1 protein-coding gene is annotated in these 1800 nt (G+C 73.3%); it reads right to left on the bottom strand.

From position 1 onward, the window contains the following. Nucleotides 1–157: 157 nt before the first annotated feature. The coding region (locus D456_RS26995) for a serine/threonine-protein kinase (protein WP_017578574.1) at nt 158–1800 on the bottom strand (1643 nt) is incomplete at its 5' end.

Genomic DNA, 1800 nt, shown 5'->3' on the forward strand with positions numbered 1-1800 from the left:
CGCCAACCGGCCCGCCTCGTCCTCACCCAGGTACACCTCGCCGAAACCGCCGCGCCCCAGGGAACGCTCGATGCGGAAGCCGCCCAGGACCTGGCCGGGTCGTGACACTGGAGTCCTCTTTTCCGTGTGGGGAGATCAGGGGGTCGGTCGGGCCCGCTCAGCCCGAAGTGATGCGCCGGGCGGTGTCCAGGTCACGCTGGATCCGGTCCACACCACCCTGCAACTGTCGTAGATGCTCGGACCGGCTCCGCAGTTCCATGGTCCGCTCGGTACGCCGGGCGGGCGGCCCGTACACCAGGCGTAGGGCCGGGCCGGTGACGATCACACCGATCAGCCCGGCGAAGAAGGCCAGGCCCGTGAGCATCATGAGGGGGTCGGACCCGGCCGCCGAGGCGATGGTGTTGCCGATGAGCCCGAGCAGGCACCACTTGGAGATCTTTCCGGCCAGTTCCAGATAGCCCTGTCTGCGTACGGCGCTCCCGAGGGAGTCGTGCTCGGTGGCGACAGCGGCGTAACGGCCCTCCCATTCACGCCGCTGGTGAGCGAGCGTGACCAGGGTGGGCAGGCACCTGTGGACGGCCGCCGCGTACCCCGCCGCGGCCGGTTGTGCGGCCGCGGCGACCTTGGTCCACAGGATGTCGATCCACTCGCGTACCCCGGCGTCGTCGCTGACGGGCCGGGGCGGGGACTGCGGGCCGAGCAGGAAGGCCAGCACCAGCGCGGGGTTGACGCCGCTCTGCACGTCGCTCCACCCGTTGAGCCCGCCGGCCAGCTGCCGTTGGAAGTCGATCCCCGCACGTTCGGCGGTCTCGAGCTGGTCGGCCAGGCGTCGGAGTTCGCCGGGACGGTCGCTGTGGTGCCGTCCCATGGTGCGCAGCACCTCGGGGCGGGCCAGCAGCGCCAGCTCGTTGGCCTGGGGCGCACCGGTCAGGACCGGGGCGGGGTCGGAGAACTGTTCGGTGAGGGCTTCGACGGTGGCCGCACGGCCCCGGAAGACCGGCGGCAGATCAGGGCGCACCTGGGCGACGAAAGCGGCCAGGGCGAGGTTGGCGTCGCTCACCTGGCGCCGGAACAGGGACCGGTCGACCAGAGTGTCGCCGATGTCGTCGGTGAGCCAGGCGCTCAGGGCACCGCGCTCGCCCGGTTCGGCGAAGACCCGCAGTGCTTCGTTCCAGTTCTGCTGCATGGCCTCGGCGAGTGTGCCGGGATCCTCGTGGCGCACGTCGAGGAAGTGGTAGGGCGGCACACCGTCACGGTGCACCCAGCTCCCCGACCCGGCCGGAGCGCTGTGAGGTCCGGAGCTGCGCGCGCCTTCGGACCTGCTCGGTCCGGGGGGAGCGGCCGGCGGTTCCTGGTGGGCGGCCCGCTCCTCGGGGCCGGCGACGCGGGTGTAGGCGCGGGTCGGGTCGACCTGCGCGGGCGGGGCGACCCGGGTGCCGGGCACCTGCTCGGGGGCGGAGGTCTCCATCCGGGTCCGGTCGGCCTCAAGGCTGGTGGCGGCGTCCGGTGAGGGGGTGACCGCGGTCCGGTCGTCGGTCGGCGGCTCCACCGTCGTGGGCGCCGTTCCCCCGCCGGCGGGGCCGCCGGTGACGGGTGCGACACCCTCGGCGGGCAGCGTCACGAGTTGTTGCAGCAGGGTGGCGGCGTCGGGCCGGGCGGCGGGGTTCTTGTCCAGGCAGGCGCCCACGATCCCGCTCAGCGGACCGTCGAGATCCTCCACGGCCGGCTCGCCGCCGAGGATGCGGGCGATGCGGGCGGCCTGGGTCGGTCCGGGAAAAGCCTCACGACCCGTCGCGGCGA

Source organism: Nocardiopsis kunsanensis DSM 44524 (assembly GCF_000340965.1).
Lineage (GTDB): Bacteria > Actinomycetota > Actinomycetes > Streptosporangiales > Streptosporangiaceae > Nocardiopsis > Nocardiopsis kunsanensis.